General features: G+C 58.2%; 24 protein-coding genes and 4 pseudogenes. 13 read left to right on the top strand and 15 right to left on the bottom strand.

The genetic code is table 11. The features are described from left to right. Nucleotides 1-15: 15 nt before the first annotated feature. Nucleotides 16-1203: a cystathionine beta-lyase gene (gene metC, locus GIB19_RS03705; protein ID WP_274883623.1), complete on the top strand. Its 1188-nt coding sequence runs from the start codon at nucleotides 16-18 to the stop codon at nucleotides 1201-1203. Between the two features lie 51 nt (nucleotides 1204-1254). Here the strand turns inward: metC and GIB19_RS03700 are convergent, their stop codons facing one another. After that, a complete protein-coding gene (locus GIB19_RS03700; protein ID WP_274883621.1) occupies nucleotides 1255-1821 on the bottom strand; it encodes a TetR/AcrR family transcriptional regulator in 567 nt (188 codons plus the stop codon). Nucleotides 1822-2141: 320 nt separating this feature from the next. On the opposite strand from GIB19_RS03700, the gene GIB19_RS03695 reads away from it, so the two are divergent. Next, on the top strand, nucleotides 2142-2837 hold the full coding sequence (locus GIB19_RS03695; RefSeq protein WP_125859165.1) for a DsbA family oxidoreductase: 696 nt from the start codon (nucleotides 2142-2144) through the stop codon (nucleotides 2835-2837). Between the two features lie 1286 nt (nucleotides 2838-4123). Here GIB19_RS03695 and GIB19_RS03690 read toward each other — a convergent pair. Together GIB19_RS03690 and GIB19_RS03685 are read right to left on the bottom strand one after the other, a co-directional pair. After that, nucleotides 4124-5024, bottom strand: a pseudogene (locus GIB19_RS03690) (IS5 family transposase). A 764-nt stretch (nucleotides 5025-5788) separates the two neighbouring features. Next, nucleotides 5789-6034, bottom strand: a pseudogene (locus GIB19_RS03685) (transposase); the annotation flags it as partial. A gap of 300 nt (nucleotides 6035-6334) precedes the next feature. Between GIB19_RS03685 and GIB19_RS03680 the strand changes: the two are divergent. Beyond that, nucleotides 6335-6625, top strand: a complete 291-nt coding sequence (locus tag GIB19_RS03680) for a c-type cytochrome (RefSeq protein WP_125859167.1) — start codon at nucleotides 6335-6337, stop codon at nucleotides 6623-6625. 154 nt (nucleotides 6626-6779) lie between these two features. Here the strand turns inward: GIB19_RS03680 and GIB19_RS03675 are convergent, their stop codons facing one another. The 4 genes and pseudogenes from GIB19_RS03675 to GIB19_RS03660 form a co-directional block, all read right to left on the bottom strand. Next, a complete protein-coding gene (locus GIB19_RS03675; protein WP_274883618.1) occupies nucleotides 6780-7880 on the bottom strand; it encodes an MFS transporter in 1101 nt (366 codons plus the stop codon). A gap of 85 nt (nucleotides 7881-7965) precedes the next feature. Beyond that, nucleotides 7966-8463, bottom strand: a pseudogene (locus tag GIB19_RS03670) (acyl-CoA dehydrogenase family protein). Continuing rightward, nucleotides 8432-9349 (bottom strand): acyl-CoA dehydrogenase family protein, encoded by a 918-nt coding sequence (locus GIB19_RS03665; RefSeq protein ID WP_264312522.1) that lies wholly within the window; start codon nucleotides 9347-9349, stop codon nucleotides 8432-8434. Before GIB19_RS03665 ends, GIB19_RS03670 begins: the two are co-directional and overlap by 32 nt. Next, nucleotides 9346-9624: a MoaD/ThiS family protein gene (locus GIB19_RS03660; RefSeq protein WP_125859168.1), complete on the bottom strand. Its 279-nt coding sequence runs from the start codon at nucleotides 9622-9624 to the stop codon at nucleotides 9346-9348. The genes GIB19_RS03665 and GIB19_RS03660 overlap by 4 nt, the downstream gene beginning before the upstream one ends. 183 nt (nucleotides 9625-9807) lie before the next feature. Here GIB19_RS03660 and GIB19_RS03655 point away from each other — a divergent pair, with 183 nt between their 5' ends. The 4 genes from GIB19_RS03655 (at nucleotide 9808) to GIB19_RS03640 (ending at nucleotide 13317) form a co-directional block, all read left to right on the top strand. Beyond that, nucleotides 9808-10122 carry a copper uptake system-associated protein gene (locus GIB19_RS03655; protein WP_125859169.1) on the top strand — a complete coding sequence of 105 codons (315 nt, stop codon included), beginning with the start codon at nucleotides 9808-9810 and terminating at the stop codon, nucleotides 10120-10122. Between the two features lie 125 nt (nucleotides 10123-10247). Further along, nucleotides 10248-11123 (top strand): LysR family transcriptional regulator, encoded by an 876-nt coding sequence (locus tag GIB19_RS03650; RefSeq protein ID WP_125859170.1) that lies wholly within the window; start codon nucleotides 10248-10250, stop codon nucleotides 11121-11123. A 104-nt stretch (nucleotides 11124-11227) separates the two neighbouring features. Continuing rightward, entirely contained in the window at nucleotides 11228-12394 is a 1167-nt protein-coding gene (locus GIB19_RS03645; RefSeq protein ID WP_125859171.1) for a pyridoxal phosphate-dependent aminotransferase, read from the top strand. Nucleotides 12395-12441: 47 nt separating this feature from the next. Further along, complete coding sequence (locus tag GIB19_RS03640) at nucleotides 12442-13317, top strand: AEC family transporter (protein ID WP_407692102.1); 876 nt, start codon at nucleotides 12442-12444, stop codon at nucleotides 13315-13317. Between the two features lie 21 nt (nucleotides 13318-13338). On the opposite strand, the gene GIB19_RS03635 is transcribed toward GIB19_RS03640, so the two are convergent. The 4 genes from GIB19_RS03635 to GIB19_RS03620 all read right to left on the bottom strand — a co-directional run bounded on the left by GIB19_RS03635 (nucleotide 13339) and on the right by GIB19_RS03620 (nucleotide 15977). Beyond that, entirely contained in the window at nucleotides 13339-14265 is a 927-nt protein-coding gene (locus GIB19_RS03635; RefSeq protein WP_125859173.1) for a LysR family transcriptional regulator, read from the bottom strand. Between the two features lie 77 nt (nucleotides 14266-14342). Continuing rightward, nucleotides 14343-14915, bottom strand: a complete 573-nt coding sequence (locus tag GIB19_RS03630) for a putative natural product biosynthesis protein (RefSeq protein WP_274883614.1) — start codon at nucleotides 14913-14915, stop codon at nucleotides 14343-14345. A gap of 83 nt (nucleotides 14916-14998) precedes the next feature. Continuing rightward, nucleotides 14999-15376 carry a DUF2946 family protein gene (locus tag GIB19_RS03625; RefSeq protein WP_223811845.1) on the bottom strand — a complete coding sequence of 126 codons (378 nt, stop codon included), beginning with the start codon at nucleotides 15374-15376 and terminating at the stop codon, nucleotides 14999-15001. A 220-nt stretch (nucleotides 15377-15596) separates the two neighbouring features. After that, nucleotides 15597-15977 (bottom strand): DUF2946 domain-containing protein, encoded by a 381-nt coding sequence (locus tag GIB19_RS03620; protein ID WP_125859175.1) that lies wholly within the window; start codon nucleotides 15975-15977, stop codon nucleotides 15597-15599. 291 nt (nucleotides 15978-16268) lie between these two features. On the opposite strand from GIB19_RS03620, the pseudogene GIB19_RS03615 reads away from it, so the two are divergent. Further along, nucleotides 16269-16718, top strand: a pseudogene (locus GIB19_RS03615) (cytochrome ubiquinol oxidase subunit I); the annotation flags it as partial. 398 nt (nucleotides 16719-17116) lie between these two features. Here the strand turns inward: GIB19_RS03615 and GIB19_RS03610 are convergent. From GIB19_RS03610 to GIB19_RS03595, 4 genes are all read right to left on the bottom strand, one after another. Further along, the gene (locus tag GIB19_RS03610; RefSeq protein ID WP_274883842.1) at nucleotides 17117-19063 is read right to left on the bottom strand and encodes a TonB-dependent receptor; all 1947 of its coding nucleotides are present in this window, start codon (nucleotides 19061-19063) and stop codon (nucleotides 17117-17119) included. A 6-nt stretch (nucleotides 19064-19069) separates the two neighbouring features. Then, nucleotides 19070-19324 (bottom strand): hypothetical protein, encoded by a 255-nt coding sequence (locus GIB19_RS03605; RefSeq protein ID WP_125859177.1) that lies wholly within the window; start codon nucleotides 19322-19324, stop codon nucleotides 19070-19072. Between the two features lie 71 nt (nucleotides 19325-19395). Continuing rightward, nucleotides 19396-19797 (bottom strand): DUF2946 domain-containing protein, encoded by a 402-nt coding sequence (locus tag GIB19_RS03600; protein WP_274883607.1) that lies wholly within the window; start codon nucleotides 19795-19797, stop codon nucleotides 19396-19398. Further along, nucleotides 19784-20947, bottom strand: a complete 1164-nt coding sequence (locus GIB19_RS03595) for a PepSY-associated TM helix domain-containing protein (protein ID WP_190305999.1) — start codon at nucleotides 20945-20947, stop codon at nucleotides 19784-19786. The genes GIB19_RS03600 and GIB19_RS03595 overlap by 14 nt, the downstream gene beginning before the upstream one ends. A 26-nt stretch (nucleotides 20948-20973) precedes the next feature. Between GIB19_RS03595 and GIB19_RS03590 the strand changes: the two genes are divergently transcribed. From GIB19_RS03590 to GIB19_RS03570, 5 genes are all read left to right on the top strand, one after another. Then, on the top strand, nucleotides 20974-22026 hold the full coding sequence (locus GIB19_RS03590) for a TonB-dependent siderophore receptor (protein WP_274883600.1): 1053 nt from the start codon (nucleotides 20974-20976) through the stop codon (nucleotides 22024-22026). A gap of 74 nt (nucleotides 22027-22100) precedes the next feature. Then, on the top strand, nucleotides 22101-22943 hold the full coding sequence (locus GIB19_RS03585) for a TonB-dependent siderophore receptor (protein WP_342456456.1): 843 nt from the start codon (nucleotides 22101-22103) through the stop codon (nucleotides 22941-22943). A gap of 217 nt (nucleotides 22944-23160) precedes the next feature. Further along, nucleotides 23161-23430, top strand: coding sequence for a hypothetical protein (locus GIB19_RS03580; RefSeq protein WP_274883598.1), 270 nt, complete (start codon nucleotides 23161-23163; stop codon nucleotides 23428-23430). A 9-nt stretch (nucleotides 23431-23439) separates the two neighbouring features. Then, nucleotides 23440-23991 (top strand): DJ-1/PfpI family protein, encoded by a 552-nt coding sequence (locus GIB19_RS03575; protein ID WP_223811849.1) that lies wholly within the window; start codon nucleotides 23440-23442, stop codon nucleotides 23989-23991. A 294-nt stretch (nucleotides 23992-24285) separates the two neighbouring features. Further along, nucleotides 24286-24576, top strand: a complete 291-nt coding sequence (locus GIB19_RS03570) for a c-type cytochrome (protein ID WP_125859179.1) — start codon at nucleotides 24286-24288, stop codon at nucleotides 24574-24576. Nucleotides 24577-24891: the final 315 nt, after the last annotated feature.

The following is a 24891-nucleotide window of genomic DNA, read 5'->3' as shown; positions in this document are numbered from 1 at the left end:
ATAATGGCCTTTGTCATGGAAACGGTTATGAGTGCAAAACAAGAGTATGATGTGCAAACGCTTTTGACCCATGGTGGAATACAGCCCGACCAGCATCACGGGTTCGTGAATACACCGATTTATCGCGGGTCGACTGTCGTATTCCCTAGCGCCGAGGCATTTCGTGAGGGACGGCAAAAATACCAGTACGGTCGATGGGGGAACCCCTCTACCGATGCATTGACAAGCGCAATCAAAGCGCTAGAAGGAGCAGAAGGTACGGTGCTATGCCCTTCGGGCCTTGCCGCATGCTCAACGGCGATCCTTGCTCTGATGGAAGCTGGTGATCATATTTTGATCCCAGATAACGTCTACTCACCCGTTCGCACGCTGTGCGATTCACTGCAGAACCGCTTCAATTTTGAAGTGACTTATTACGACCCCACCCTTGGTGCTGACATCGAGAGCCTGGTCAAACCGAACACGAAGGTCATCTACACCGAGTCACCCGGTTCCCTGACCATGGAGGTCCAGGACATCCCTGCCATCGTGAGAGTCGCCCGGACACACGGCGCATTCACTATCACCGATAACACGTGGGGTACACCTCTCTTCTTCCCCGCCATTGAGCATGGAATCGATCTTTCGGTGATGGCCGCGACCAAATATATCGTAGGTCATTCTGATGCGATGCTGGGTACCATTTCTGCTTCGCCGCGCGCGTGGGATAAGATCAAATCCTTCCACGCACTGACGGGCATTTTCGCCAGCCCCGACGACGTTACGCTTGCCCTCCGCGGGCTACGCACGTTGCATGTACGCCTGGAGCGACACCAGAGAAATGCGATCGCTGTAGGGAAATGGCTTGAGCAACGATCCGAAGTGAAATCGGTTTTCTACCCAGCTCTCGAATCCCATCCTCAGCACAACCTTTGGAAGCGAGATTTCAAAGGTGCTTCTGGGCTCTTGTCGTTTGTGACACGAGAGGCACCACAGGCGTGTGTAGACAAGCTTGTTGATTCATTGAAGTTGTTCTCGATTGGATACTCGTGGGGAGGCTTTGAGAGCCTGGTGCTCCCCGCAACGCTACAATCAATAAGAACCGCAAAACCATGGGAAGAGCCAGGGCATTTGATTCGACTTCATGTCGGCCTGGAAGACGCTGACGATCTTATTCGAGATCTAGAGGAAGCGCTTAATGAATTCAGTAAAAATTTGAAGTAACTTCCGTGTCAGTCTCGCCGGCGCGCTAGCCCGACGTCGGCGACGACCAAATCACGAATGCTTTGTAAAGCCACTCAAGAAGCATTCAAAAGAATTCTCAGAATTAGAGTCTTCTTGGATAGCCCAAGAAACAAAGGCCTCCCCCTCCAAGAAATTCAGAATCGTTCGAGAAAGTGGCTTGAGCCCTTGCGAAGTCTTTATTTCGCCCTCCTCTTGCCCGAGCTTGACCGTATCCTCTACCCAACGTAGATGTAGCTCAAAAAAGCCTTTAGTGAGCTTACGCAGGCTATCCGGTAGTACAGCGATTTCCGCGGCCAGAGCGCCACAAAGCGGCAGAAGGCTCGCATCACGACTTTCACGAAATAAGGCGGAGAACGCAATTAGACGCTGCACCGCGCTTTCAGACTCCTGATCGATTTGCTCAAGACGCTTACAGAATCTGAAGATATAGTTCTCCACAATCGCCACACCTAATTTTTCCTTTGTTGGGAAGTGGTGATGGATGCTTGCTTTACTAATACCAATGATGTGTGCAAGGTCAGCATAACTGAACGCTGCATACCCTTTTGTGCGCAACAAAGACTCTGCAGATGCAAGAAGGTCAGTACGGGTACTCATTCCAAACTCGCTTAACAAAATAAGCTTACAGAATACCTCGTTTTACACGCACCATCAAGGTACCGCCTATCCTAGGACGGCCCCCTTAAATATAGCTCGCAGTGAAGCCACGTAAACCGGCCTTGCACATGACCCGAGATGCTGACAACACAGGAGACAGCAAGGCGAAAAACCTGAAAATTGACTTGAGGCAAGTGCCTACCCACCCGCGAACAGGCTTCACGTGAGGCACGTTCCCCACCAGCACTGAGAGACATTGCAGGACTACCTACTAGATGGTAAAATTAGACTAAACCTATCATTTCCACTTGGAATTAACCATGACCACCTCGATCCAAAGCCTCACCGTTGATGTCTGGTCTGATTTTGCCTGCCCGTGGTGCTGGATTGCAAAGCATCGCTTCGAAATGGCACTCGCAAACTTTAAGCATCGCGACCAAATCAAGGTTAATCATAGAGCTTACCGCCTAGCGATAGGCCAAAGACCAATGCCAATCAAAGACGTTCTGCTTAAAAAATTTGGTAACCATCGCTCAGTGGACGATTTTGTAAACAGCATTCAAACTCACGCAGAGGCGACAGGCCTAGTCTATAATTTTGACACACTATTATTTGGTGACACGACCGCTGTTCATGCTTTAGTTAAAGCTGCCGACAGGCTTGACGTTAGCCAGGCACTGATCGAAAATCTCTATGAAGCTAGTATTACGCGAGGAGTCTCACTCTACGATCTCGATTCAATTGCGGTGGAGGCGGCAAAACTAGACATCCCGAAAGAATTTGTCAAAAACGCCTGGACCAATAGCGAATTAATTCGATTGATTACTAAGGATGAGTCTACGGCCAAGAGCTTCGGAAGCGGGGTCCCGCTTTTCCAACTTGCCAAAACCTGCACTATATCGGGCGCGCAATCAGTAGAGGTATTTACTCAGAGTCTTGAGCAAATGTACTCTTCAGCCACCAGCAGTCTATCATACCAAGGTATGACTTGTGACCTGAGTGGATGCGAAGGTTAACTCATAATTTAGCCCTCGATGCGCTCCAGGCCTAGCTCGTTATTCTCAGGGCTACCCTGCGCCCACAGTTCACATAAGAAATATTTAAGCAATTTTGACTACGAGAACTCTTGGAGCTTTATTAGCGACCCTATTCACTGTGACGTATTGCGCCAATGTGCGGCCATTCACCACTCATCATCGCTTAGCGGAAACCAATCGAAAATTTGCATCCTTGGAAACAGCCAGCGCAGTGCAATCACTGGAGGAAACTTTTACCTTCAAGGGATTTCTTATCGTTGAACTTTGGAAGCTTACAGATCTGCGCCACACTCTACAAAGAACTTTAGAGTTATCTGGAACGAGAGCTGCTCCAGGCCTATCAGAGGGATCAGAGGGATCAGCCAGCTAGTTTATCAACCACCATACCCACCAGACCCCGGACAGATAATATGGGCAACAAAGAATCCAGCCCCCCCTCCTTCAGATTCAGCACCACGCGGACTGAAGGCTCACGCCGGGTGAGGTACTCTGAGGGAAATCACATCAACACTGAGGAATGCCTTCTCTGCGTTCCAACGGATGATCACCCCAGAGCAACCCCGGATGTTGCCGCTGACCGAAACCTGACCGAGGGTTTAAACTGCTTCGACTTACTTTTCGAGCAGGAAACACAGGCTGATCCGCATGGAAATGCTGGGACAAATATTACGTATCGAATCTCAGGGTTTCGAGGAGGGGGCTGAGAAACCTCATCTTGCCTGCTACGCGCAAACAGCCGGTCAGCGAGATCAAGCTGGAGCACACAACCACGATCATCACCGAGTTGCGTCGCCAACGCATATCATAGCCCTAGCAAACTGGCTATCGGAACACCAGCCGACCCAATGCTATCTGGCGAGTGCTATCCGCAAGAATTGAGTGCGGTTGGTAACGACTGCGCTGCCGGGCGATGATCGTTATCTTTCGCTTCAGCCGTATGGGTATGACTAGAACTAACACGCTGGGGCTCATTCAAGGCGAAGAAAAATACCGCCACCGCCATCGAAGCCACTGAAAATGGTACCAAGGTACGGATACTGAAAATCGCTGTAGCGCTTTTTCGACGCGGGACTTCACACAACCGGTCTTGCTGAGCAGGAGAAGGCTACAGTCCTGGATCGAGGCGCTCTATATCATTTAGGGATGCTCCGATCAACTTGCCGAAAAGCGGCGGCAGGCCAAACATTCTCCGGCGCGTACCGCTGCTTGCCGAAAGAAAGTCCCATGCACAGCGTTTTGAGGGCTTTGTCGCCCGGTCTTCCGTGTTACGCGCGTAACTTGCCCATACCCATCAGCTGCTTTCGAGCCATCCATAGGTTCGACAGAGCGAACAGCGTGGTCAACTGAGCCGTGTGCTTCATCAGCCCTCGAAAGCGCACTTTCACGTAACCAAATTGCCGTTTGATCACCCGAAACGGATGCTCAACCTTGGCCCGTGCCTGTGCTTTGCAATACTCAATTTTGCGCTTGGCTTTGTAAAGCAGGCTGCGTTTGTTCAGCTTGGTATACGTGCTGCGGCGCGCGGCGACTTGCCAGATTACCTCACGGCTTTCATGCTCTTCGCGTTTCTCGACACCGCTGTATCCGGCGTCTGCATACACCGCGTCTTCCTCGCCATGCAACAGCTCGGCGACCTGTATGACATCGGCCACATTGGCTGCGGTGCCATGGACGTGATGAACCAGGCCGGACTCAGCATCGACGCCGATATGAGCCTTCATCCCGAAAAATACTGATTGCCTTTCTTGGTCTGATGCATCTCGGGATCGCGCTTGCCTTCTTCGTTCTTGGTCGAACTTGGGGCAGAATAATGGTGGCATCAACGATGGTGCCCTGGCGCAACGACAGGCCTTTCTCCTGCAAGTAACCGTTGATGACCGCAAGGATCGCAGGTGCGAGTTGATGCTTCTCCAGCAAGTGCCGGAAATTCATGATCGTGGTGTCTTCGGGGATCGGCGCGCTCAGCGTCAGGCGTGCGAACTGGCGCATAGGCGTGATTTCGTAGAGCGCTTCTTCCATGGCCGGATCGCTCAGGGAGAACCAGTTCTGCAACAGATGGATGCGCAGCATGGTTTCCAGCGGGTAGGGTTTTCTACCGCCGCCGGCCTTGGGATAGAACGGCTCGATCAGCCCCAGCAGCCCAGTCCAGGGCACGACCTGATCCATCTCGGCGAGGAAGCGTTCGCGGCGTGTCTGCTTGCGCTTGCCGGCATATTCGAAGTCGGAAAAGCTCATCTGGCTCATGGGTGGCTCGGATCAGGTGGTCAGGCGTATTTCAGCACATTTGGGGACTTGATCGGAGAATCCTTAGGCAAAAGGAAGAGTTGCTATTCGAAATGACCAGCCGCTATCTGCGTATCGTGATTGCTGAATGTGCCCCGTTGTGAGAACGCGATCTGCCTGCAGAGGACAATTTCGGCAGTTCTCCGCCATAGTCATGCACACGCTCGGGGAAAATCTGGCCGAGGTGACTGTGTGGTTCCGTGAAATATATTCCGCCATCGGCGCACGCCAGCCGAACCGCTAAACTTGCACCGTCAGTATAAAAAGCTCTGGTCATTAATCCTCAGCGCAGGCGTCCAGGAGGAGACCTTTTGTACATCCGACTCGTTGGCCGTAATGCCCGACTCCATTGCAGATTTCTTTTGCGACACCATTCTGCCGAGACTAAAAATTCCGCAAGCTTGACCACCATCAGCGGCGCAACACCTGCTGCGCCGGGGATGCCGTTGGCCAAGGTAGGAATGCCCGCCATAACGAAATGACCGGACGGATCGAATCAATTGTTCTTGTTGATTTAATCGAATCTTCTCCTGTTGCAGCTAGTGTTGCTCTCTGCTGCCCAAGACCAACGCCACGCCGCCTAGGACAGGCACACTTAATTGAACCGTAGCCACTTGAAACGCTGTCAGTTGGCGCACCGCGCTATACTAGGCTCTGTCTGAAAAGAGGTGTCTCAAACACCGCATCGCGCAGGCCAGCGAGACCATCGCTGCATAACTTTTCGTCAGCTTGTCGAAGCGAGTCACGATCCTTCGATTCTCTTTCAGCCAGCCAAACATGCGCTCGATCACATTGCGTTGACGGTACTTTGGGCGATCGAACAGGCGGGGTAGCCCAGGCTTGGGTTTGCGCTTCATCGAGCGCAAAGGAACAACCGACTGCATGCGGTATCGAGCGTTCCTGAGTCCTCGGAGTATGGATGCCCGTTGGCGCTATGAAAAAACAAAAGCCGGGGCGATCCGCCTCCCCGACTTTTGTTTGATTCAATGAAAACCCTGCCAAGAGTACAACACCGGATCGACTGCAACTTAGCATAGCACTCTGGCAACGCGGCGCTGCGACAGCACGCCGCACCCTCGGCACCCAATCTGCATCTTAGGCCACTACGCCAGCCCTGCGTCAGAACGTCGCACCTCACAGCTACCGTCGCTTCCATAGACTCAGGTCTCCAATAAAAACCTGAGAGGTAGGTCATGAAAAAAACACTCGCAATGCTAGCCTGTATAGCAACAGCAAGCCTGGCTCACGCCGCCCAGGACCCAGAGGCAGTGTTCAAGCGCGCCTGCCAGATGTGCCACAACGGCCAACTGCCCATGGCGCCGAAAAAAGGTGACCACGAAGCCTGGAAAACGCGTCTTGCCCAAGGCAATGACGTGCTGGTCAAGCACGTCACCGAGGGCTTCAATGCAATGCCGCCTCGGGGCCTGTGCATGGACTGCAGCGCCGATGACTACAAGGCCGTGATCGACTACATGTCCAGGTGATTAATGCCCAATGCCGCACGTACCGTAGCGCGGCGGATAGCGGGTATTGGCTCATCCCCTGCTGTCGCGCCGCCGAGCACCCAAATACAGGCACAGAAACGCACCAAGCAGCAACACCGCGATCATCGCCCACCTCACCTGGCTGTAACCCTGACTACGCCCGAGCAGCAAACCGAACAACGGCGGCCCCAACGCGAAACCACCGAAGAACCCCACCGACAACAGACTCGCAGAGGCAGCCGGCGCACCAAACGAGCGGTCGCGCAGCACCATGCTCATCGCCACCGAATTGGTCCCCACCGCGGTCAGCCCCATGCCCATACTGCTGACCCAGAGCCACGACCAGGACTGCGGGCCAGCCGGGCTCACACTGTAGACCGCCAGCGCCGCAAGCAGGCAGGCATAGCACGCCCAGCATCAGGCTTTCGTCCTTCATGCGTGCGGCCAGTGGGGTCAGCAGCACACGCGCCAGGATCCCCATCAACCCAAATACCGCTACCAGCGAACCCGCTAGCACCGCAGGCATGTCCTGGGCGCGGGCATAGACCCCAAGATAAGTGACGAACGACGACAAGGTGATGGCCACGCAACACTGCACAGCCATCAACAGGGCCAGGCAGGCCGACGGGCGTTGAAGGGTGATCGGCAGGCCTGCCTTGCCCGCCTGCCGTGCAGGTAGAGAGCGCATGCCGATGCACCCCAACAGCAGGGCAATCGGGGCGAACAGCACAAGTGCCGTTCGCCAGCCCAGGCCCTGAGCGATGGCAGGTAACAGTAACCACGCGAACAGCGCCGACACCTGCACCCTGGCCTGCTCGAAACCAACGGTCGCGGCCCGCTCGGCAACCGGCAGATTTTCGGCGATCAACAGATTGGTCGCAGGATTGGCCAATGCCTGGGCCGCGCCACAGATGGCCAGGGCGATCACCAGCCCGTAGAAGCCTGGCAGAAGGCCGGCCAACGCATACGCCAGGGCGTAGGCGCCAAACAGCAGCCCCAACGCCCGCCGCCCACCGAGTCGATCGACGATGGCCCCGGCCCACAACGAGAGCAGCGCGGCCAGGGCGAAGGCACTCATGGTCAGGTAATCCAGCCTGGTCTCGGGAACACCCAAATCGGCGACCTGGTACGGGCCCAACGCACCGATGGCGTAGAACACCAGCATGGGCAAGGCCATGGCCGCACCCAGCAAGCTGCGCAGCAACAGCGCGGAGGATTGTCGGACCTGCGCCATAAACGCGTGATCAGTCTGCATGTTGGCCGTCCTTGTCGTCGTCCATTGCGGTTATCCCGTGTACAGATAACGACGACGGCGCGGCGAAATTCAACCCACTCCCGGCTTAGTGGGCAGCGATCATCTGCCGTCCCACGGCGCTGACGAGCGCATCGTCAGTACCATCCATGAAGTGGCTGGCGCGGGCATGTCGGTAGATCCCCGACAGAGGCGTAGCGTCGCCCAGCCCCTCGGCGCCGTAGACCTAGATCGCTGAATCCGCATTCAGGCTCAAGGCCCTGGATGCCGCCAGCTTGGCGAGGTCGGCTTCCACGTCGTGAGGCTGCCCCTGATCGAACCGGGTCGCGGCGTCGCGCAGCAGTGATCGGGTGGCATAGATCGCCTGGTACGCCTCAACCATGCGTGAGCGCACCAGTTGCTTGTCCGCAAGGCGCGCCAGGGTGCCTCGTGGCGAGACAATACGCGCGCCCATCAGGTCAGAGCAGCGCTGCGCCATGCCCAGCCAGTGCGCAGAGCGCAGCAGGCGCCCCAGGCCCAGACGCTCCTGGATCAGCGCAAAGCCCTGACCGACTTCACCCAGGACCTGCTGCGGGTCGACCCGCACGGCACAAAGCCGTACCCCCGATTGCCCCTGATAGCGCCCCAGTACGCTCATCCTCCCGGCGACTTCCAGGCCGGGCGTGCCGACGCACCACGAACAAGGTCAGCGCCTGCTCCACCGGCCCATCACCGGTGCGTGCCACCACGGTGATGAATGCCGCCTGCTCGGCACGGCAGATAAACCACTTCTCGCCGTCCAGCCGCAAATGATCGCCGCACCAATGAGCGCGGGTCTTGAGGGTTGCGGATATCGAGCCGATGCTGTTGGGCTCCGACATGCCGAAACTGGCCACAACCTCCCCGGCGAGCACTGGCGCGAGTACCTCATGGCGCAACGCCTCACTGCCGTGACGCAGCATGATGAAGGGCGGGCGCAGCCGTGCAGAAGAACAGCCGGCAGGCAACTGTTCGGCGCCCTCCTCGGCAGTCGCCCCGGCGAGGTACTGGCTGATGCACAACAACCCCGCCCCAGGCAGTGACAGGCTGCACTCGACAGCCTTGCTGACGCGCAGGCGCCCCAACGCCGAGGCCATCAGCCAGGTCAACACCAGGCTGGCTGCCACGTTGGTAAGGTAATCCAGATCGATGGCCTCCGCCTGTCCACGTGCCCGGCCATGTACCGCCATCAGGCCGCAGGCGGCCTGCAGGGTGAATTCGCTGATAGCCCTCGGGGCATCGCTGACCCAGCCGGAGATGCTGCAGTGGACCGGTTGCATGCCCTCGCCTTCCAGCCGATAGATCCGCCGCCGCCCGTCACCTGACGCATGGCGAACCTCCAGCCCCAACGCCCGCGCCTGGACGCTCAAGGCGCGCTGCAGCGGATCATGTGGGTCGGCGAAGGGGCCGAGCAGCCGGCAGCCGCCCAGCACGGTCGGCGAAACATCGCTCATCGTGCGCCTCCGGCGACGGCGTGCAGGAGGGTGAGTTCATCGTGGTCGCTCACAGCAGTGTCAAGGTTATCGAGAAAACGGATGTCCTCATCGTTGAGGTACAGGTTGATGAAGCGATGCAGTTGCTGCTCGTCCATCAGCCGCTGGCGAATGCCCGGGTAGCACCGCTCGAGGTCTTCGACGACCTCGCGCACCGTCTGCCCTTGGGCCTGGACACGCTTGCTGCCGTGGGTGTAGCTGCGCAACAGGGTGGGAACACTGACAAAAACCGGCATGGGGTACTCCTCGGCCACAAGGCCGATAACAGGAAGAATCGGACGGTGGCGCGGCTCAGGCCGCGCGGGTGCCGCTGTCGATGATGCGCAGGCTCTCTTCGATCACCTTGCCCTACGCGATGCGGTAGCACCGCACAGGATGCTCGCAGCCCAAGACGGTAGAGAGGATCAGGTAGTGAACCTGTGGCTCGTTGGCGAACTCGATATCGGCTTTGCTCGGATACCCTCGAGGGCGACCACGCCGTGGCCGGCTGGCTGCAGGACCAGCGCGGCGGCCGCGCCCTGCTGCGCAAGGGCCATGGCTGGGGCGTGGTGTTGTGCGCGGGTGATTCGCTACTGGACCCGGCTTCCCTGCGCAGCGCCGGGCTGCGTGAACAGGGCGCCGAACGACTCAGCCAGGCGGTGCGCGAGGCCGAACGCAGCCAGCCAACCGAACGGATCAGGCAGTTCGCGCTGTTTCACGGCGTGGTCAAGGACGCCGCTCACGGCAATCACTGAAATCCTGCTACTCAAGGGTCGGCATGTCCCAAGCACGGGCAAGCGGGCCTTGCAGTTTCGTCAAGACAGCACGTATAAAACCAACCCCGTACCTGCTTGCCGGCAGCAAAGCATGAGAAAACACTATGTCATTGCGTGCACTTCGTTCTTTGATCGCTATCGCTCAGCACGGCTCGTTTGCGCGAGCGGCAGACACCGTCCATCTCACCCAATCGGCAGTGAGCCTGCACGTAAAGTCGCTTGAAGAAGAGTTCAATGCCGCTTTGTTCGACCGCTCGCGGCGCTTGCCCGTGCTAACCGACGCTGGCCATCTGGCCGTGGAGCGCGCGCACGAGATCATTGCACTTTACGACAGCATTGCTTCGGACATTGGGGCTGATAACGAGCTGCGCGGCCGACTGAAAATCGGCGCCATCCAGACGGCATTGGCCGGTGCCTTGCCACTTGCCCTCGCCGCACTGGCCGCCGAACACCCTCACCTGCGCATAAACGTAGCCTCGGGCATGTCTGCCGAATTGGCCACGCGCGTAGAGGCGGGCGAGTTGGATGTCGCGATCACTACAGAGCCGGTGAAACCATACCCCTACGGCCTGGTCAGTACGACACTCTATGAAGAAGGCTTTTGGATCATTGCGCCGAGCTCATGCGCAGGCCTGGATTTTCGACAGCTACTTCAACAACTCCCCTTCATCCGCTTTGACCGCAGGGCCTGGGCCGGGCGCACCATTGATCGAGAGCTTCGGCGGATGCGCCTGCGGGTGAAAACCAGCATGGAGCTGGACAGCCAGGATGCAATCATCCAGATGGTTGCCAGCGGTTTGGGGGTGTCAGTGGTGCCGCTATCGAACCAAAACCTCGAAGACCTCAAGCACCTGGACGTGCAGCCGTTCGGATCACCGCAAAGCACGCGTCGCGTTGTGCTTCTGGAACAAGAAGAAAGACCACTCGCACGGCTGGCGGCAGCGCTGGCGCAAGCGGTCAAACAGCACGCGCCTACGTGATGACCCATGATTAAAACTTGTTGAACCGTGAATTTTAAATCGTTTTTACTTTAGGTCTCGAGTTCATATCGTAGTGCCCATCCCACTGTATTGCGAAGGGCACCATGCACAATATCGAAACGCCAAACAGCGCTTTCCAATCGCCGATTCTGCTCATGGCCAAACGTGCCGCCGCAATGCGCGCCGCGGGTCGAGACATCGTTGACCTGACGCTCGGTGAACCTGACTTCAACGCCCCCGCGCACGTAATAGAAGCTGCGCATCAAGCCTTGGGCAGCCGCCTGAGCTATGCCCCGTCAAACGGCATTGAGCCCCTGCGCCGTGCTATTCGTATGCGGGCCTGGGAAGATCGCGGGTTGGACTTCGGCGATGATCAAATCGCGGTGGGATGTGGCGCAAAGCAGATTATTTTCAACGCATTCCAGGCTACCCTAACGCCCGCTGACGAGGTTATCGTCCCCGCGCCCTACTGGGCCAGCTATCCCGCCATGATTAAGATGTGCGGCGCGCAACCGATCATCCTGCCGACCACCGCTTCGCAAGGCTTCAGGCTGACTGCAGAGCACCTGACAGCGGGTCTGCGCCGAGCAGTATCGCCCAAGTGGGTGGTGCTCAATGCGCCCGGCAATCCTTCAGGGGCACTTTACTCAAAGCGCGACCTCCACGCGTTGGCTGACGTTCTGCGCCAGTACCCGAAGGTGATGGTGTTGTCCGACGATATCTACGCAGAAATCCGCTTCACCCAGGAGCCTTATCTGACACTGGCGTCAGTAGCGCCAGATCTGGCAGAACGCATCCTCATTGTCGACGGCGTATCCAAAGCCTATGCCATGACAGGTTGGCGCGTCGGCTGGGGGTGCGGGTCGAAATCACTGATTTCGGCAATCACTACCGTGCAATCACAAAACTGTACACAGACCAGCACCTTGAGCCAACGTGCTGCAGTGGCTGCGCTTGAAGGGCCACGAGACTTTCTGGCCGAGCGCAACGCGATCTATCGGCAGCGCCGGGATGCTGCGCTTCACGTCCTGCGCTCGAGCAACAAGCTGCAGGTGCCCTGCCCGGAGGGTGCGTTCTATCTACTTGCGCAGCTCAAAACGAGCATTGACGACCAAGCTCTTGCGCTTGATCTACTCGAAGCCGGCATCGCAACGGTTCCCGGAAGTGCCTTTGGACTGCCTGGGCACCTGAGGCTTTCTTTTGCCACAGACGAAGCCACCTTGGTTGAAGGGTGCAAGCGCTTGGTTAGTGCGCTGGAGGCGTACGCGTGACGGCCGAACTTTTAATAGCACTTGCTCCTATCGCATTGCTGATTGTCATGGGTACCTGGCTCAAGCGCAGTCGATTTTTGCAAGACAGCTTCTGGGCACAGGCCGAGCGCCTGGGTTACTACGTTCTGCTGCCGGCGCTTTTTCTGCACGGTCTGGCGACCGCCAAGCTGGACAATGTACCCGTCCAAGGGATGATCATGGCGCTTGTCCTTTCGACGGTCATGGTCGCGGTGCTGATGGTCGGTGCCCGTCCGTTGATCAAAGACAACGACGCGGCGTTCACGTCCATTTTCCAGGGCGCGGTGCGCTTCAACAATTATGTAGGCGTCTCAGTGGTGGCCGGCTTGTTCGGCGCCCAGGGCATCGCGCTGGCTGCCGTAGCCAATGCGGCCATAGTGCCGACAGTGAACATTCTGTGTGTACTGGTGTTCGCCCGCTACGGCACAGGGGGCGGAATGTCTGTGTGCAAGGTTGCCAGGCAAGTGGCACTTAACCCACTTGTTCTGGCCTGCTTCGCAGGTATAGCGCTTCAGGCGCTGGGGTTGGGCCTGCCGGTTGGCATCGAGCCGGTGATCAAGGCTTTAGGGCAAGCGTCGTTGCCGTTGGGCTTGCTTTGTGTGGGGGCTGCGCTTGAGCTGGGCTCTGTACGCAGTTGGTTTCGACCCGTCGCGTATTCATCGGTGGTCAAGTTTCTGATCATGCCGCTGATGACGCTGTGCGCTTGTCATGTGGTGGGGCTGGGCGGCAAGGCCGCCATCGCGGCATTGCTTTTCCAGGCACTGCCGACCGCCTCATCATCCTACATCATGGCGCGGCAGCTAGGAGGGGATGCGCCCCTGATGGCAGGAATCATTGCCAGCCAGACGTTACTTGCAGCAGTGGTTCTGCCCATTGCTGTGATCGTCTTGATCCCCTGGATCTGATACCAGAACTGGCACGGCCCCTCAAGCACAGAGGGTCTGCACATCGCCAGCCAACATACCCGGCATGTGATCCATCAGATGATGGATCCAGGTGCTGGTGCGCACATCCGTCTGCTGCCGGCTCGGATAGATCGCATAGATAGCACCAGGCCGAGCATGGTAACTTGGCAACACCTGGAGCAGACTGCCGTTGCGCAAACCCTCAGCTGCCGCATATGCCGGCAGCAAACCTATTCCCAACCCCGCCACGATCGCCGATCGCATTGCGTCTTCCGAATCAACCCGTAGTGGCGTCTGCGCCAGCGGCACCTTGACTGGCCCAGAAGGGCCGTAAAGCTGCCAATCATCAGAGTGCCGCGCACCATCACAAAAGCTGAGACAGGCATGCGCACGCAAATCCTGCGCACCTTCCAAGGGAGCATGGCTCGCCAGGTAGCCTGGCGACGCGCAGAGAATCGCGTCTACGCTACCCAGTGCCTGCACACAGTACGCCACCTGAGGCGGTGAGTTCTGCAACAGGATCGACATGTCATAGCCATCCTTGTACAGGTCTGGCAATCGGTTGGATAGCGTCAGCTTGAACGTGACCTCGGGATAGCGTTTACGGTATCGGGTGATCAGGTCCACCACGTAGTGCTGTCCCAACCCGTGCATCGCGTGGATACGCAACTCCCCCATCGGCCGGTTGTGCTGTTGCTGCACCTCGCTCTCGGCCGTGTCTACCAACGTAAGTATCTGCTCGCAGCGTGCCAGATACCGTTTGCCTGCTTCTGTCAGGGCGACACGGCGAGTGGTGCGATTGAGCAGGCGAATACGCAGGTGTGCCTCCAGTTGCGTGAGCATACGGGAGATGTTCGCCGTGCTGGTTTGCAGTCGTTCAGCCGCGCCCGTCAGGCTGCCCGCCTGGACCACGGAACGAAACGCGCGCATGAATTGCAGTACATCCATCGTCAGAGCCTCGAAGTGGGTTGAATATCATGTCGCTGTCGGGCGAGCCCTCGGTCCGCCCGTGCAAACACACAGCCCTAGCCGGGCACTGGCAACCAACGCCGAAAGCTGACCGCACCTTTGCCACTGAGTGGGCTCCATGAGAAGTCCCACGGTGGCGACGGCAGTTGCTTGCTGTCTTCAAGCGTAAATGCGCCAGCACGCGCCCCCTGCTTCCACTCCACCACCACCTCGCCCATCGGTTGCCAAGCCAGTACCAGGCCACGGGCTTGGGAAACATCACTGGCAACCCACAACGCCGCCGCTGCGACTAGAAAAGCTTCGATGTGCTTATCGGTAACCTGGGCCTTGTAAGGCGAACTCAGCAGCCAGCGGCAGACGCTGACGTAATAGGTCCAGTCCAGTGACGGATGATTCCGATAGGCCCAGGTCATGAAACGACGAAATAGCTCCAGACCTTCAGGAGGGTCCAGTTTGAGCAAGCTCGGACATACATCGAACAACGTATGCCAGTACGGCAGCAGGCGTGCGTCAAGATGCACGAAACTGCGGGCATTGCAGGGGTAATCGGGAAACGGCAACAAAAAATCACCGTTGCGAGGTGCATTACCGGGGACCGGCACCGCCGGAGAGGTCAAGGCGCGAGACATCGCGTGCTCCTGAAATCATTAGCCATCGGCAGGCTCGCACGTCAGCAGAACGCTGAAGGGCGACAACCTGTATTCACTTCGGATCAGAGGATTGATGCAGGCGAGGCGCGAGGGTTGATCGATGGCCAGTCATGACGGGGCGAACGGTGTTGACCGCTGGCCTGAGGGACCTCAGGAGAAATTTGTGGCAGCCAGCGCGAGAGCAGCAGGCTAGCCGTAATCGGCACCGGACCGTTTGCCTGAGAACAACAGCAATGCCCCGAGTCCGACACTTGCGAGGAACTGACCGGGTCCTTGTCTACCGCCAGATACTGCGCGCCACCGGAAGCGCAGTAACTGCCGGAAAGCAGTTGCACCAAGCTCAGCTCACCCGCAACACTGGCCACGGACAAGGCGAACACCTTGAACAACATCGCCATCAGCGCTGCTATCCATAAATTGTCCCAGGTGGTTTTACTCATGCCGCAGCGCTGCACTGTCAAACCACTCTCGGGCGGGAGTCAACGCGCAGCGCTAGACCCGCCAGTACTGGCGAGATAATCAGATAGTTCATGGCTCATGCCCTTGACAGCTGACGATCACCTGGGCGCACCACCTACGTTCTGACGGACGTGAAAATGGACGATCAGGCGCCCTGGAGCATGAGCAAAAGCTCGCTCCAGCACTCGAGTGCAGATAGTCTCAGAGAGGGGATGCGCGTGGGTTGGCCGAGGGCCAACAATATCGAGGCGGCGCCTCAGTGCGCACCTCAGCATTGATCAGGCGTCGATTGGCGCGTGCCAATAACCAGAACACGCCAAATAGAAACAGCAGGCAAAAAAAGGATGCCGAACACAACGGGCAAGCGAATGGGCTGCTCAATTCTTCGGTTACAAGCGCGCTACCCTCCTCGGCCTGGAGCGTCGAGGTGTCGCCACCAAGACTGCAGAACACACCGCTGATCCCTATCAAGGCAAAGCCCAGCGCCTGACCGTGCCCCAGCCCACAGGAAAACACATTGAACAGGACACAGAAATACAGTGCCCAGGTAGTGAGAGGACGGTGGGAGTGGTTGCGATTCATGGCACGGACTCTAGCACCGAAAGCGCTCAGGTTGAAGCACACCCCCTGAGCAACCTGGGTGCGACACCCTGCCACAGCCATCAGCCTTCGCTGCGGCCAGATGCCGAGTGGCGCATGGCGGGGCAGATTGTCGCAGTTGGTGATGCCTGGCACGGTCTTTAAAGTGACGCCGCCGTCGCATCGACGACTTTGCACCATTCAAGAATTTACTGCCAGCAAGCTCGCCCAGGACCTGAGCGCTTATTCCAGCAACCGGCGCCGAAAGGTGCCGTCCCGTGAGGCTTAAACATTATGAGCATGTTCGAGGCGTTGGACCTGGCCCGAATCCAGTTCGCATTCACTATTTGATTTCACATCCTTTTCCCTGCCATCACCATTGGCCTGGCCAGTTATCTAGCGGTACTTGAAGGCCTTTGGCTCAAGACCCAGCAAAGCGTTTACCGCGACCTCTACCACTTCTGGTCGAAAATCTTTGCCGTGAACTTCGGCATGGGCGTTGTCTTGGGCCTGGTCATGGCCTACCAGTTCGGCACCAACTGAAGCCGCTTCAGCGACTTCGCGGGTGCTGTGACCGGGCCGCTGCTGACGTATGAAGTACTGACCGCGTTCTTCCTTGAAGCGAGCTTCCTCGGTGTGATGCTGTTCGGCTGGAACCGCGTGGGCCGTGGCCTGCACTTCTTTTCCACGGTGATGGTGGCGATTGGCACACTGGTTTCAACTTTCTGGATTCTCGTGCGTAATTGCAGTCACTTGACCACCTGTTTGCATCCGACGTGACCAGTCATTTGCATCGACTTGACCAGTCGCTCGCGTGGGGGGCTTGCCAGTGGCTCACCGGTAATCGTTGGCCTGTTCCTTGGATGTCCATGCCCGACCTAACTCAAGGCAATGGAACGTTGCGATGGAGATCGGGCATTTTGCCCACCACTACTCAAGCCTGCTCACCCTGCTCATGAGGTATTACTCAACGCAGGCACCGCCCGCGAAACCGCTGAAAAATGGAATATCCGCGCAGAGGACATGGATTACATCTACAACTCAGACAGCTAACTCTTAACGCACAGACCAAGCCCTCAATCGCTGTCTGTTGGATGATGGCTGCTCCGGCAGGCACAGCCAGGAACTGATCTCCCGCCGACCTAGAACTTGAAAGCGAGGCTCAGCTCAACGCTTCGTGGAGCACCGAGGTAGATCTGGGTCGCTGAATAGCCTGAGTACTCGCCATAGAACCTATCGGTGAGGTTGCGCCCGCGAAGCGTCAGGGTCGCATTCTTCATTTCATAGGCAATCGACGCGTCGAGCGTCGTGTAGCCCTCAACGAAATAGGTGTTGGCGGTGTCGGTGTAGAAGCCGCCTGAGTGCCTGACGTATTCGCCGACTGTGATTGGAACGGATTCGAAACGATAGATCAGTGCTGCATTGGCGGTTGTTCGTGGGACGTTGACCGGATGGTTACCGGAGCGGTCAGCACCGCCTGCCTCGACAAGCTCTTCGTAATGCGCATCGACAACCGAACCCCCGAGGTCGGCCCGCAGTTGCGAGGTGAGCTGTGCCGAGCTCGTCAGCTCAACGGCGCGCGAGCGCTGTTTGCCGCCCTGCACGGTCCAGGTGCTGTCGTTGGGATTGCGCGTCAGAATATCTTCGAGGTCGATCTGGTACAGCGCACCAGTCAAGCTTGTCCGTCCGTCAAACATCGACGCCTTGAAGTCCACTTCCACGGACCGGCCCTTGGAGAGGTCGAAGTCGCCGTTGGCCGAGGAAATGAGCAAAAGCGACGAGACCGGCGTTACGGCGGTGCTGTACTGCGCATGGAGTTGGATGTCAGGGGTCAGGTTGTAGACGGTGCCTAGGCGCCAAGAGAACGGGTCATACGTGGGGCGAAATTTCTGTGCTGTGCCCAGAGTTACGTCTTCCACCGTGCGGCGCAGATTGATGTCCTCATAACGCATTCCGCCAATCAGCAGCCAGTCGTCCGTGAGGTTGAAGGCGTCCTCGGCAAAGACGGCGGTGTTGTCCATATTCGACTGATACAGCACGTTGCGCCCTGCGCCCGGCCAGTTTTGCGCGGCGCTTGAGGGGAAGCTGCCCACGTCGGGATTCCACGGGTCTACTGATGTGGTGGTCCCGTTCTGCCATGGATTGTTCAGATCGGTGTAGCTATACTCTGCTCCCACACTGAACCGGTTCCGGAATCCGCCAATAAGCTGATCAGTGCTGGCCGAGAGGCGTTCGTTCCAGAACTGGTGGTCGTAGCTGACCCGCTGCACGGTTCGGTTGAACATCCCGGTGCCGGCGTTGTAGTTCTGCTCGGAAGAAACGAAGAACTCCCTGTGAGCGGTGTAGTAGCTGATGATGTTGTTGAGGGTCCAGTCTTCGCTCAGGCGGTAGTCGGTGGTCCAGCGCCATGACGTGCTGCGCGCACCGGAGTTGGCACCGTCAGGGTTGTAGTTGCTGCGTCGCAGCGACTTGTCGATCACCAGGCCATTCTTGCTGCTCACGATGCCACTAGGGTTGCGAGCCACAGACGCCGGCACCAGTAGGGAGCCGTTGTAGGTGGAGTCGTATTCGTCATAGTCATGATCAAACGCGAAGATCATCGACAGATCGTCGTTGGGTTTGAACAGCAAGCTTGCGCTGATGTTGAGCGTGGTCGTTTCCTGGTCATCGACGTCGTAGAAACCGTCCGAATTCACGTAACTGACATCAGCACGCAGCGCCATGGTGTCGTTGAGAGGCTGATTGACGCCGATCGCAGCCCGCTTGGTTCCGAAACTCCCGGTGCTGATCAATCCTTCGAGCTTCTGCTCGTCCAGGGTCGGCTTGCGTGTGACCAGGTTCACCGCACCGCCCAGAGAGCCCTCGCCATACAGGACAGACGCGGGGCCTTTCAGTACCTCAATCTTTTCGTACTTCCAAGTGTCCATGTCGCGTGTGGTGACGGTTGAGGCAGCCACCCGCACGCCGTATTGCATAACGTTCACGGTGTTCCCGGTGAAGCCGCGCATTGAGATGACGGCCGGGTTGCCTGGCACGTTACCCACGGTCACGCCTATCACGTCGGCGAACGCCTCTTTGGTGGTACGCAGCCCTTTCTACTGCATATCGGCCTGGGTCTTGGTCTCGATGGATGCTGGTGTTTCACGGGCGGTCAGGCCCAGGCGGCTACCCACGGCATTCGGGGTGTCCAGGTGCAGGCGGTCGTCAGCTTCATTGATCGGCTGACCACTCACTTGGGTCGCTGGAAGCTCAAGGTTGATGGTTGGTGCAGGTTCGGCAAGTGCGCTTTTGCAGGCCAGGGGAAGCAGGCAGGCAGCAGCGATCTGCACGGCAAGTCGCAAAGAGTTCATGGATCGTCTCGATGTAAGGTCGGAATACACGGTAGCCTCACCGATGGTGAGTGAGTTGCTCGAACGCGCCTTTACGACATCGAGCCTGCAGGTGGGGCGTGACTCATGGCTCCGGGGAATACCGGGACATCACGCGCAGCGAGACGCAGGGAAAACGGATTGCCGTAGCAGGTAGCGACGGCTCGAAGATACAGCCCAGTCTGACTCTGTGGGATGCCTGGGGTGTGGAAAAACAGTGAGCAATACCCGCAAGCATCCAGCAGGTCATGCAAATGGGCCTTTGAATGCCCATAACCATGCTCTGTGGCTGGCATGGCCATGCAGTGATCAGGCGCCTCAGCGGCTGTTACGCGCTGCACCCATGCGCTGCCCTGGCCGATCAGCGGCCCGAGCACCACTATGAGCATGGCGAAGATCGCCAAACTGATTCCAGGTTGGCGTCCTGCCATACGCATCAGATCACGGGGTTTCATCCGCCGTCCTGGCGGTGGTTGCCCGTTGGGTCAGAACCAGATCAAGGGCCAGCAGCAACACTAGGCTGCCCCCCAGCACAGGCAACGCATAACCGAGCAGCGCACCGACCACGATCAGCCCATAACGACCAGGCGTGGGGATCTCGCACCACGCTGTGAGGAGTGTTGGCTGACGTGCGATGACCGGCCGGCGCCGCCACCACATCAGGTAGCCGAGAATCACCATGAGCGCCAAGCCCAGGCCTGTCACTACCAGGATCAACTGATTAAGCGGACCGAACAGCAGCCCCATGTACACGTCGATTCCCCACCGCGTCAATTTGGCTGCGAGGGGATAATCCAAGAATCTGGCGTCGTCCACGACTTGCAGATTGTGTGGGTCGATCGATACAGCGTCGACCTGGGTCGGCAGGCCGGGCGCGATCTCCCTGACAATCCAGGCACTGGCATCATCCCGGCCCGGCTTGATCTCAACCTTGCCGGCGTTAATCCCCGCCGAGCGTGCACTGTTGAGCACACCGAGGAACTGCTTGGCCTGCTGAGGTGACATGGACATGTTCATGTCCATCGCGTGGTGATTGTGCTCAGCATGCTGGTCGACCACTGCGGGTGATGTTTTAGGGCCAAGAACAGTACTGACAGTAGGCGTACCCCAACCAAACTGCGCGCGTAGTACGCCGATGTTGCCACCTGCAAAGCGTGACCAGGTGAGTCCAGTCGCCGAGAAGAACAACAACCCCAGCAGCAACCACAAGCCGGCGGTTCTGTGCAGACTGCGGATGCTTTTGCGACGCCCCGTAGCCGCAGGGTTGGCCAGCCAAAGCGCCAAGCCGCCGAGAGCGGCGACCCACAGCCAGGAAGCAGCCAGTTCGCTATAAAGACGCCCCGGATCGCCGAGCAACAGGCTTCGGTGGAACTGATCTATCGCGGTTCGCAGCGGCAACACACCGCTGGTGCCATACACATTCAGCTCTCCCAGCACCTCTGCCGTGACCGGGTCGACGAACACCGCCCGGCTCTCCGACGCCCCGTGGCTGGCGTCAGTGAACATCACCCGAGTGGTATCGCCTGCGCCCGGAGCAGGTCGCACGGCGGTGATGACCGCATGGTGCCCTGCAGCGTGCTGGGCACTTTGAATTTGTTCGTCCAACGGTTTGGCTGGACCTTGGCGCGACTTTGCAAGACATCTGCGTACAGCACGCTTTCCAGTTGCGGGGTAAATGCGTATGCCTGACTGCTGGCCTGACGCTGCATAACGTTGCGCTGGCGAGTGACACTGCCGTTGTTGCTGCTGCGCAAGCCACTCCCGCACAAGAGAGCAAGGCGAGCTGGACGCTGGAGCCTCTGATCGTTAAAGGACAGCGTACGAGTTATAGCGAAGCCAATTCGACATCGGCCACCCGCACCGATACACCGGTGAAGGAAGTAGCGCAGTCAGTCCAGGTTATTACCCGCTCACTGATCGAGGAGCAGTCCAGTGCCACCCTGGGTGATGCACTGCTCAATGTATCCGGCGTCCGTCCGACCAAGCCGGAGGAAACGCTGTTCACCCAGCCCATCGTGAGGGGCTTTCCAGCAGAAATTTACATGAATGGCATGCCCGCTTTCGGCGGGACAGCCGCCTATATCGATCCCACCAGCATGATGGGTGTCGAACGTGTGGAAGTGCTCAAAGGGCCAACCTCGACACTGTATGGCGGCGGCCTGGGTGCCCCGCTGGGTGGCCTGATCAACGTGGTGAACAAGCGCCCCGAAGCCAAGCCGAGCGCATTGCTGTCAATGCGAACCGGCAGTTTCGACACCATCAACCCGGCGATTGATCTAAACACACCAATCAACGACAACAGCGCTGCCCGTCTGACTGCCGAGTACCAGAAAAACGGCAGTTGGATTGACCAAGTCGAGGGTGAGCGCTGGTCTATCCAACCGAGCATTGCCTTCAAGCTATCTCCTGACACAGAGCTGCTGCTGCGCGGCCAGTACGACAAACGCAGCCAGTTGGAGTACTCAGGCCTGCCGGCAGAGCAAGCGCTGCGCGGGCAGATTGACCGCAATGCTTTTCCTGGTGCAGGCCGTGGTCAGCCGCATACCACCATCGAAAACCGCCTGAGCGCTGCGGAACTGACCCACCACTTCAACGACGACACGCGCCTGACCGTCACCGGTCAGTCTTACGAAATGCAGGCACGGGACTATGGCAGTTGGGCCTTGGGTGCAACTGATCGGTAGCGGCTCCGACGACCTACTCGATCTACAAGCTCTACCTGCCGGGCAGTGTTCGTGAAAGTACCCTGGACGCCAACTTGGCGTTCAACGTCGACGCGCTCGGTGGAAAGCATGAGCTATTGGTAGGGGCAACCTACGACAGCACGCACTTCTGGTCAGCGATGTCGGGTGCCGAGTATGTCGGTGAGCTGGATCTGACCAATCCCATCTATGACTTGGACTACGGTACGACCCCGCTGCTTTCGGCGGGCAGCGCAACGACGAATGATTACCGAGCCAGCGCGCTTTATCTGCAGGATCAGGCCACCTATGGACGCTGGCACCTCCTGGCGTCCTTGCGTTTCACAAGTATCGATCTCAAACAGGAAGGAGTTGTCGGCGATATCGACAAGCGATACCACCGTGCTACGCCACGGTTTGGCGTCACCTATGACTTGACCGACAGCCTGGCCCTGTATGCTGCCTATGCGGAAGGTTTTCGCGGTGCGTTCAACTTCACCGGGCTGGAGGCACCCAAGCCCGAGCTTTCCCGCAACTACGAAGCTGGTGTGAAACTCGCGTTCACCGATATTGGCCTGTCTGGCACCCTCGCGCTTTTCGAGCAGACAAGACGCAACGTTGCGACCCTCGACCCCGACCCGGCCAACGCGGTGATGGGCTATAGCGTGCAGAGTGGAGAACAACGGGCCCGCGGCTTCGAAACGTATTTGACCTGGGAGCCGACGCCAGCCGTGTCGATTCTCGCCAACTACGCCTATACCCAGGCCGAAGTCCGCGAGGACAACTCCATTCCCGCGGGTGACGGCCTGCCAAGGGTTCCGAAGCACAGTGGTCGCCTGGCCGCTCGCTACCGCATTCTCGATGGCGCCGCCAAAGGCCTTTCTTTCGGCGTGGGCGTCACAGCGCTCAGTGCCCGCTAACTGACCCTGCCCAACACCGTATCAGTGTCTGGTTACGCGCTTCTCGACGCTCAGGCCTCCTACGACTTCGACCGTTACAGCGTGTCGCTGTCGGGTGTGAACCTGGCTGGACGCAAAGTCTTCGAAACTTACCAGTACTTGGGCTCGCCATTGGTGCTGCGAACGCAGCCTCGCTCGGCGTACGTCACCCTTAGTGCTCGCTTTTAAGGACCTCGACATGATCGACAACCAACGCCGCAACCTGCTGCTTGGCGCCTTACTGGCCCCGCTGATGAGCAATTCTACCCTGGCCGCCAGTGCATCCGGGGCGATGCCCCATGCACATGCCATTCCCAGCATGGGATCCGAGATGGACAAGGTGAAGTGGATGGGCGATGAGCAGATCGGCATGCTGGTGTATCCCGGCATGACGGTAATGGATCTGATCGGCCCGCACTGCATGTTCGGCTCGCTCATGAGCGCGAAAATCTACATCATCGCCAAATGACTTGACCCGGTGACCAGTGATGCCGGATTGACGGTAATTCCAGACACGACCTTTGAAACCTGCCGGCGCGATCTGACCGTGCTGTTTGCACCCGGCGGCACCGACGGCACCCTGGCCGCTGCATCAGACCCAGCGACCCTGGAATTCTTCGCCGACCGTGGTGCCCGTGCCAAATACATCACCAGTGTGTGCTCGGGTTCGCTGATCCTGGGGGCTGCCGGATTGCGCAAGAGTTACAAGGCTACCTCGCACTGGTCCTGTAGAGATGCGCTGGCCGGGTTTGGTGCAATCCCGACTGATGCGCGCGTCGTTCGCGACCGCAACAGGATCACCGGTGCAGGGGTTACCGCTGGTTTGGACTTCGGCCTCTCCATGGTGGCCGAACTGCGGGACCAGACCTACGCCGAGTGCGCACAACTGATGAGCGAGGACGACCCCGAGCCGCCGTTCAACGCAGGCTCGATGAAGACGGCCCCGGCAGGCGTGCAAATGGCAATGATCGATCTGGTGGCTGACTTCAGCACAAAAGCTGCAGCGCTCGCCGCAGCGAGTAAAGGATAAAGGTAGCCCTTTCACGAAAGACGCCTTTCGAGACGCAGATAGACAAAAGCCGGGGCGGTACGCCATCCCGGCTTTTGTTTGACCCGATGAAAAACCCTGCCAAGAGTAAAACACCGGATCAGGTCCAACTTAGCACGGCTTCCGAGCGATGCAGGCCTGCGACACCCTGCCGCACCGCTCATCACAATCTGCCGGACCACGTTCCCCCCGCACCTGTGCGGCTGGAGGTCGCACCTGACAGATCCCACTGCCCTCATAGATTCTGGATTTCCGAAAAAACTTGAGAAATTGGTCATGAAAAAAACACTGACGCTGCTTGTTTGCCTGGCAATCGCCAACCTGGCCCAAGCGGCTCAAGATCCGGAGACGGTATTCAACCGCTCCTGCCAGATGTGCCACAACGGCCTGCTGCCCATGGCGCCAAAGAAAGGCGACCACGAAGCCTGGAAACCTCGACTGGCAAAGGGCGACGAGGTGCTGATCAAGCACGTGACTGAGGGGTTCAACGCGATGCCGGCACGCGGTTTGTGCGTGGACTGTACGGCAGAAGACTACAAGGCTGTCATCGATTATATGTCCAGATAACCCCGGAACCGGTATCCCCCTGGCGGTCAGCTGCACTAGGAGCAACTCAGCTGCGGCAGGCTGTCGCACCTGGCGTAAACGCGAAGCATTGCTAAAGTGCCCCATCGCCCCCAACAGCAGCGGCCATCGAGCAATGGATATGCATCGACAAACAGAACGCCGCCGCTCAATAGCCTGGACGCTCTACGCCAGCCTTCTGTTCGCCGTGCTTCATTGCGGCCTCGGGCATGGCCAGGTAATCGGCCTGATCCCAAATGGCATGGGCGGAGCGTTCTGCGGCCAGGGTGTAGCGACGCTCAATCCCAACAGTGTCGC

The sequence above is a fragment of the Pseudomonas sp. ITEM 17296 genome (assembly GCF_028895205.1).
GTDB classification, from domain to species: domain Bacteria; phylum Pseudomonadota; class Gammaproteobacteria; order Pseudomonadales; family Pseudomonadaceae; genus Aquipseudomonas; species Aquipseudomonas kermanshahensis.
This window is presented reverse-complemented; position numbering and strand designations above follow the sequence as displayed.